General features: G+C 73.8%; 5 protein-coding genes. 2 read left to right on the forward strand and 3 right to left on the reverse strand.

Annotated features, from left to right (window positions below; genetic code table 11):
* Nucleotides 1–39: 39 nt before the first annotated feature.
* Complete coding sequence (locus AB0M11_RS34835) at nucleotides 40–246, reverse strand: hypothetical protein (RefSeq protein WP_365712149.1); 207 nt, start codon at nucleotides 244–246, stop codon at nucleotides 40–42.
* A 173-nt stretch (nucleotides 247–419) separates the two neighbouring features.
* On the opposite strand from AB0M11_RS34835, the gene AB0M11_RS34840 reads away from it, so the two are divergent.
* A complete protein-coding gene (locus AB0M11_RS34840; RefSeq protein ID WP_365712151.1) occupies nucleotides 420–2,081 on the forward strand; it encodes a serine/threonine-protein kinase in 1,662 nt (553 codons plus the stop codon).
* A 271-nt stretch (nucleotides 2,082–2,352) separates the two neighbouring features.
* On the opposite strand, the gene AB0M11_RS34845 is transcribed toward AB0M11_RS34840, so the two are convergent.
* Together AB0M11_RS34845 and AB0M11_RS34850 are read right to left on the reverse strand one after the other, a co-directional pair.
* Nucleotides 2,353–3,342, reverse strand: a complete 990-nt coding sequence (locus AB0M11_RS34845; protein ID WP_365712152.1) for a L,D-transpeptidase — start codon at nucleotides 3,340–3,342, stop codon at nucleotides 2,353–2,355.
* A 138-nt stretch (nucleotides 3,343–3,480) separates the two neighbouring features.
* Nucleotides 3,481–5,091 (reverse strand): PLP-dependent aminotransferase family protein, encoded by a 1,611-nt coding sequence (locus AB0M11_RS34850; RefSeq protein ID WP_365712153.1) that lies wholly within the window; start codon nucleotides 5,089–5,091, stop codon nucleotides 3,481–3,483.
* 30 nt (nucleotides 5,092–5,121) lie between these two features.
* Between AB0M11_RS34850 and AB0M11_RS34855 the strand changes: the two genes are divergently transcribed.
* On the forward strand, nucleotides 5,122–6,000 hold an 879-nt coding region (locus tag AB0M11_RS34855; RefSeq protein WP_365712155.1), incomplete at its 3' end, for an EamA family transporter.

Raw genomic sequence — 6,000 nt, forward strand, 5'->3', positions numbered from 1 at the left:
GAAACGGGGGAACGGGGTGGAACGGGGGGACGGTCAGGCCTACTTGGCCGGGGGCGGGTCCTGCAGACCGGTGGCCATGGATGTGGCGGCCGCGTTGAGACCCGCAACCGCGGCCTTGGGCAGCGCCCCGGCGACCTTGGTGGCGAGGTCACGGGAGTGCCCGGGGGCGGAGCCGTCCGCGTGGGCGGGGGCGGCGAGAGCAACGCCGGTCAGAGCGAGCGCGGCGGCGGCGATGATCCTCTTCATGCCCTGAGGAACGACCGTCCCCGCCCGGAGACACGCGGAGGGCCCCTCGTCCGCACCCGACCAACTGATATGAATACCTCACCGCTGGCCAAGTCCATGCGGATGTCAAGGGGGGCTCCGCTCATAGGTGGCAGGCCGCCGAACCGCGACGTGCTCACCGCCCGGAGACGTTCATGAGGAGTCTCGATCCCACGGATCCGCCCGCCGTCGGCGGCTACCCTCTGCTCGCGCGGCTCGGGGACGGAGGCATGGGGCAGGTCTTCCTCTCCCGTACGTCGTCCGGGCGGCCGCTCGCGCTGAAGACCGTGCGGAGCGAGTTCGGCCTGGATCCGGACTTCGAGGAACGGTTCGCGCGTGAGATCGCCAGCAGCGACCAGGTCCGTTCGCCGTGGACGGTGGCGGTCGTCGACTACAGCGCACCGGGGCAGCGACCGCAGTGGCTGGCCACCGAGTACGTCGCGGCGCCGACCCTCGCCGACCGGGTGCGCCGGCACGGTCCGCTGCCCGAGGCCTCGGTCCGCGCCCTGGCCGCGGAACTGGCCGAAGGGCTGCGAACCGTGCACCGGGCGGGGCTCGCGCACCGGGACGTGAAGCCGTCCAACGTGCTGCTCGGCCGGCGCCGCCCGCTGCTCATCGACTTCGGCATCGCCCGCGCCGCGGACCACACCCGCCACACCCGGACGGGCGGCGTCATCGGCTCTCCGGGCTACATGGCTCCCGAACAGGTCACGGGCGGGGCCGCGGCGGAGCCCGGCGACATCTTCTCGCTCGCCGCGGTGCTGGTGTACGCGGCCACCGGCGAAGGGCCCTTCCTGCGCCGTGGCGAGGAGGCCTCGGCCGCGCAGCTCCTGTACCGGATCGCGCACGAGGAACCCCGGCTCGACGACGTGCCGCCGTCCCTGCGGCCGGTGCTGGAAGCCTGTCTGGTGAAGGCGCCGGATGCACGCCCCACGGCGGGGCAGTTGCTGGGGCGGCTCGGAGCCGACGCCGGGGAGTGGGCCGCCGCACCGCCGCCGGGCCTGGCCGAGGACCTCGCGACGCGGGAGGCCGAACTGCGCGACCTGCTGTCGGCGCCGACCGCCACCGTCGGGCCGCCGACCACACCCACGGTGCCGGTTGCGCCCGCGCCGGCGGTTTCGCCCGCCGCCCCGCCCGCGCCGATGCCGCCGGTTGCGCCGCCGGTGTCGGGGTTCGGTCCGCCGCCCGGGGCCGGTGCCTGGGCGTCGTCCCTCAGTCCTGGGGGTGGCGCCTCGTCCGCTGCCGGACGGCGCCGGGCCGCGGTCGTGGCCGGCGGGGTGTCGGCCGTGGTCGCGGCCGTCGCCGTGGGGGTCTGGCTGGGCGGAGCCGGGGACGGGGAGGCCACCCGCGGCACGTCCCCGCCGTCAGTGCTCTCCCCGTCCGCCTCCCGGTCCTCCTCCGGTTCCGCCGCGGCGAACGCCCTGCCCGCGTCCTGGGTCGGGACCTGGCAGGGCACCGGTCCCGGCAGCACCGCGGGGGACGGCGTGTTCACCGCCCGTACGACGAAGGTGTCCGTGACCCTCACCCTGCACGCCGCACAGCGAGGTGACCTGGTGGGCCGTCAGGTCAGTCAGGTGACCGAGGCGGGCAGCGGGGACGACATCGGCTGCACCGAGACCCTGCGGCTGCGGGAGACGCACGCGACGTCCATGGTGTTCCAGGCGGTCACCAGTACCCCCACCGACCCCTCGCTGGGCGTGGTGTGCCGACCGGGCAACGTCTACACGCTGGCCGAGCAGGGAGCGGACACCCTGGTGCTCGGTGACGAGGGCAGCCAGACGGCGGGATCGCCGACCCGCCTCAGGCGCGTCACCTGAGCCGGTCCGGCACGGGCGGCACGCGTCGTACAGCTGCTTCGAGGTGCTGATCAGCCGGCGCTGTTCCACGCGTGAACCGACCATCGGTCTGGCGTCGACCAGCGCGGCGGTCACCAGCGATGTGGGCCTCGTGGGCGGGCCGGTGCGCGATGAGCCGGTCACGGCATCGCCGTGTGGCCCGCGCCCCGGCCCCTGCCGGGATCACCCCGGCACGAGCACGCGAATCACCCTTCCGAGTGAACTGTGGCCGCGGCGCCCGTCCCGCCGGGGGTCACAGTGCGGTGGAGGTCTGCTCTCCTGACGCGCTGCCCGAGAGCCACTGGTCCCAGCCCAGGTTGAAGTCGGCGTAGCCGTTGTCGGCCGGGGCCTTGCCCCGGGGCGAGCCGGTGATGGTGACCGGGTCGCCCTGCTTGACCTGGCCGTAGAACCACTTGGCGTCCGACAGCGACAGGTGGACACAGCCGTGCGAACCGCGGGCGCTGCCGCTGCCCGGGTTGGGGTCGCCGGTGGAGTAGTGCACGTAGGTGCCGGACTGGGTGAGGTGGACGTCCCAGGGCAGCGTCAGGTCGTAGAAGTTGGGGCTGCCCTTGTCGCAGCTGATGCCGACGCTGCAGGAGGTCATGTGGACCTTCTCCTGCTTGTCGATGACGGCCATCGTGCCGTCCCACGTCGGGTACTGGGCGCTGCCCGCGTTGATCGACAGGGTGCGGACCGTCTGGCCGTTGCGGGTCACCTTCATGGTGTGGCCGGTCACCGAGACGTCGGCGCGCACGTCGTCGCCGATGGTGAAGGTGTGGGTGTAACCGTGGACTCCGTAGCGTCCGTTGCCGTTGCTGACGCCCGTCATGTCGGCGTCGATCCGCACCTTGGTGCCGGAGGGCCAGAAGGTCTTGGGCCGCCAGTCGGCGCGCCGGTCGCCCATCCAGTGCCAGGCGCCGACCACCGGCTGCGAGGTGCTCACCTTGAGGTGCTTCTCGACGTTGGCCTTCGCCTTCGCCGCCACCGGGTTGGTGAAGATGACCGAGATGGGCATGGCCACACCGACCGTGGTGCCCGTCTGGGGGGTGATGGTGTCCAGCAGCATCGGCGGGCCCGCGGGCTTCGTGGGGCTGGGCGAGGCGCTCGTGCTCGGCTTGCCCGACGCCTTGTTGGCGTCGTCGCCGCTCGCCTTGTCACTGCCGCCACCGCCGCAGGCGGTGACCCCCACCAGCATTGCGACCGTACCGACTGCGATGCCTATGCCGCCCTTGCGCCGTCCCACGCTTCCCTGCCTCACTTGTCTCGCTCCGCGGCCCTCGAAAGGCCCCACTGTCCGTCAGACAACCAGAGCACGGGTTCCAGTTCCCCTGCGGCACGTAAAACTTGGATCAAGACACGCTGAGCAGCGCCGTCTTTCGGCTCACAGGTCGCCCAGAGCGGCACCTATGAGGGCGATGCCCTCGGCGATCTCGTGGGCGGGGCCGGCCGCGTAGCCGAGGACCAGGCCTGGCGGACCGGGGGTGATCCGGTGCCAGGACAAGGGGTGGGTCTTGACGCCTCGGGCCAGAGCTGCCGCGGCGAGGTCGCTGTCGCCCAGGCCGGTCCCGTGGTCCTCGAAGGTGACCATGAGGTGCAGGCCGGCGGCCGCGCCGTGGACGCGGGCGCCGGGCAGGTGCGCCTCGATGGCCCGCAGCATCACGTCCCGACGTCGGCGGTGGCGCTGCCGGACATGGCGCAGGTGGCGTTCCAGCTCGCCCGAGTCCATCAGCCGGGCGAGGACCAGTTGGGTGAGGATGCCGTTGCCGAGGTCGGCGTACCGCTTGGCCGTCACGGCGGGGTCGAGCCGGTCCGGCGGCACGAGGAGCCAGCCCACCCTGAGCGCGGGCGCGAGCAGTTTGGACACGCTGCCCGTGTAGCAGACCCTGTCGGGCATCAGCGATCGCAGGGCCGGTACCGGTGGCCGGTCGTAGCGGTGCTCGGCGTCGTAGTCGTCCTCGATGACCACTCCGCCCTCGGCCGCCCACCTCAGCAGCTCACGACGGCGCTCTCCGTCGAGCACGACTCCGGTGGGGAACTGGTGGGCCGGGGTCAGCAGCACCGCCCGAGCGCCGCCGGCGCGCAGCGCGCCCACGTCGAGGCCGCCGGCGTCGACCGGGACGGGGACGATCGTGTGGCCCCGGTGGGCCAACTGCTGGCGTGCGCCGAGCGATCCGGGGTCCTCGACGGCGACGCGGCCGACTCCGTCCGCCCGCAGGAGCTGCCCGACCAGGGCGAGGGCCTGCGCCACCCCGGCGACCACCACGACCTCGTCCGGGTCGGCGCGGATGCCCCGGTTGCGGGCCAGCCAGCCGGCGACGGCCCGGCGCAGCGCGGGCGTCCCCTGGGGATCGCCGTAGCCGAAGTCGGCGGGAGTGGCGTCCGCGAGGACCGCGCGTTCGGCCCGCAGCCAAGCGGTACGCGGGAAGGAGGCGAGGTCGGGGACGCCCGGGGAGAGATCGATGCGGCAGGGCACGCCGCGCAGTGTGTCGACGACGCCCTCCCGGTCGGCGGAGTCGAAGAGCGCTGGCCGAGACCGCGCCGCGCTCCGGGGGCGAGCTCGGTGCACGGCGGGGGCCGCCACGACCACCGTGCCGAGTCGGCCGCGCCCGGCGACCTGGCCGGATTCGGCCAGCCGCCGGTACGCCTCGGTGACCACGCCCCGGGTGACCCGCAGTTCCTCGGCGAGGACCCGGCTGGCGGGCAGTCGTGCTCCCACGGGCAGCCGTCCGTCGGCGATGGCCGAGCGCAGCCGGTCGACGAGCCAGGCGGTGCGGCCGCCGGCCGGCGCCTGGCCGATGTCCAGCTGGAGGAAGTCCGAGCCGGTGGGCGGCGCGATGTCCGCCGAAGTGGCCCCCGCGATGGTCGTGGCCGCCTCCCCCGGTCCCGTGGTCTCACCGCCCTCGTGCCCTCTCGGCATCGACGAGGCCGACGGGCCGATCAGCGGGCCCGGCGCTTTGGACCCCTGGAACAACGCGTTTGTGGACCTGCCCATGGCGTCCATTGTGCGGGCACGGTGGACCGCATGAACACCCCTCCTGCTTCGCTCGCCCGTCTCGCCCCGGGCATGGCCGCGATCGCGCTCGTCGGCAGTAGCGTCACCGTCTCGCGCGCCCTCGTGGCCGCCCCTCTGTTCACCGCCCAGGCCATCCGGTACGCGGCCGCGACCGTGATCCTCGTGGTCATCGCCCGGTTGGCCCGTGCTCGCCTGGTACGCCCTCGTGGACGGGACTGGCTCTGGCTGGCAGGGCTCGCGCTCACCGGTCTGCTGCTGTTCAACATGGCGGTGGTCCGGGGCGTCGGCCACGCGGAGCCCGCGGTGATCGCCGTCGCGGTGGCGTGCGCGCCGCTGGTCCTCGGGGTGATGGGTCCGCTGATGGAGCGACGCAGGCCGAGCCGGCAGGTCCTGCTCGCGGCGCCCGTCGTCATGACCGGCGCAGTGCTGGTGGAGGGCACCGGCCGCACCGACGCGGTCGGCGTGGCCTGGGCGGCACTGGCTCTGTTCTGCGAGGCGGCGTTCACCCTGCTCGCGGTGCCGGTGCTGCGCAGGCACACTCCCTGGGGGGTGTCCGTGCACGCGACATGGATGGGCGCGGTGCTCTTCGCGGTCCTCGGCGTGCTGTGCGATGGGCCCTCGGCCGCGCGGGAGTTGACCGGCGCGCAGTGGGCGGCCGTCGGCTATCTGGCGCTGCTGGTGACGGCGGTGGCCTTCGTCCTGTGGTACTCGACAGTGCGTTCCGTCGGGTCCGGGCGGGCCGGGCTGCTCACCGGCATCGCGCCCGTGTCGGCGGCCGTCGTCGGCGCCGTCTCGGGTGCTGACGTGCCACGCCCGTCGGTGTGGCTGGGCATCGCCGTGGTCGTCGTCGGTCTGGTGGGCGGTCTGCGGCCAGGGCGGGGCCCCGCC

It is taken from the genome of Streptomyces sp. NPDC051987 (assembly GCF_040680735.1).
Taxonomy (GTDB): Bacteria; Actinomycetota; Actinomycetes; order Streptomycetales; family Streptomycetaceae; genus Streptomyces.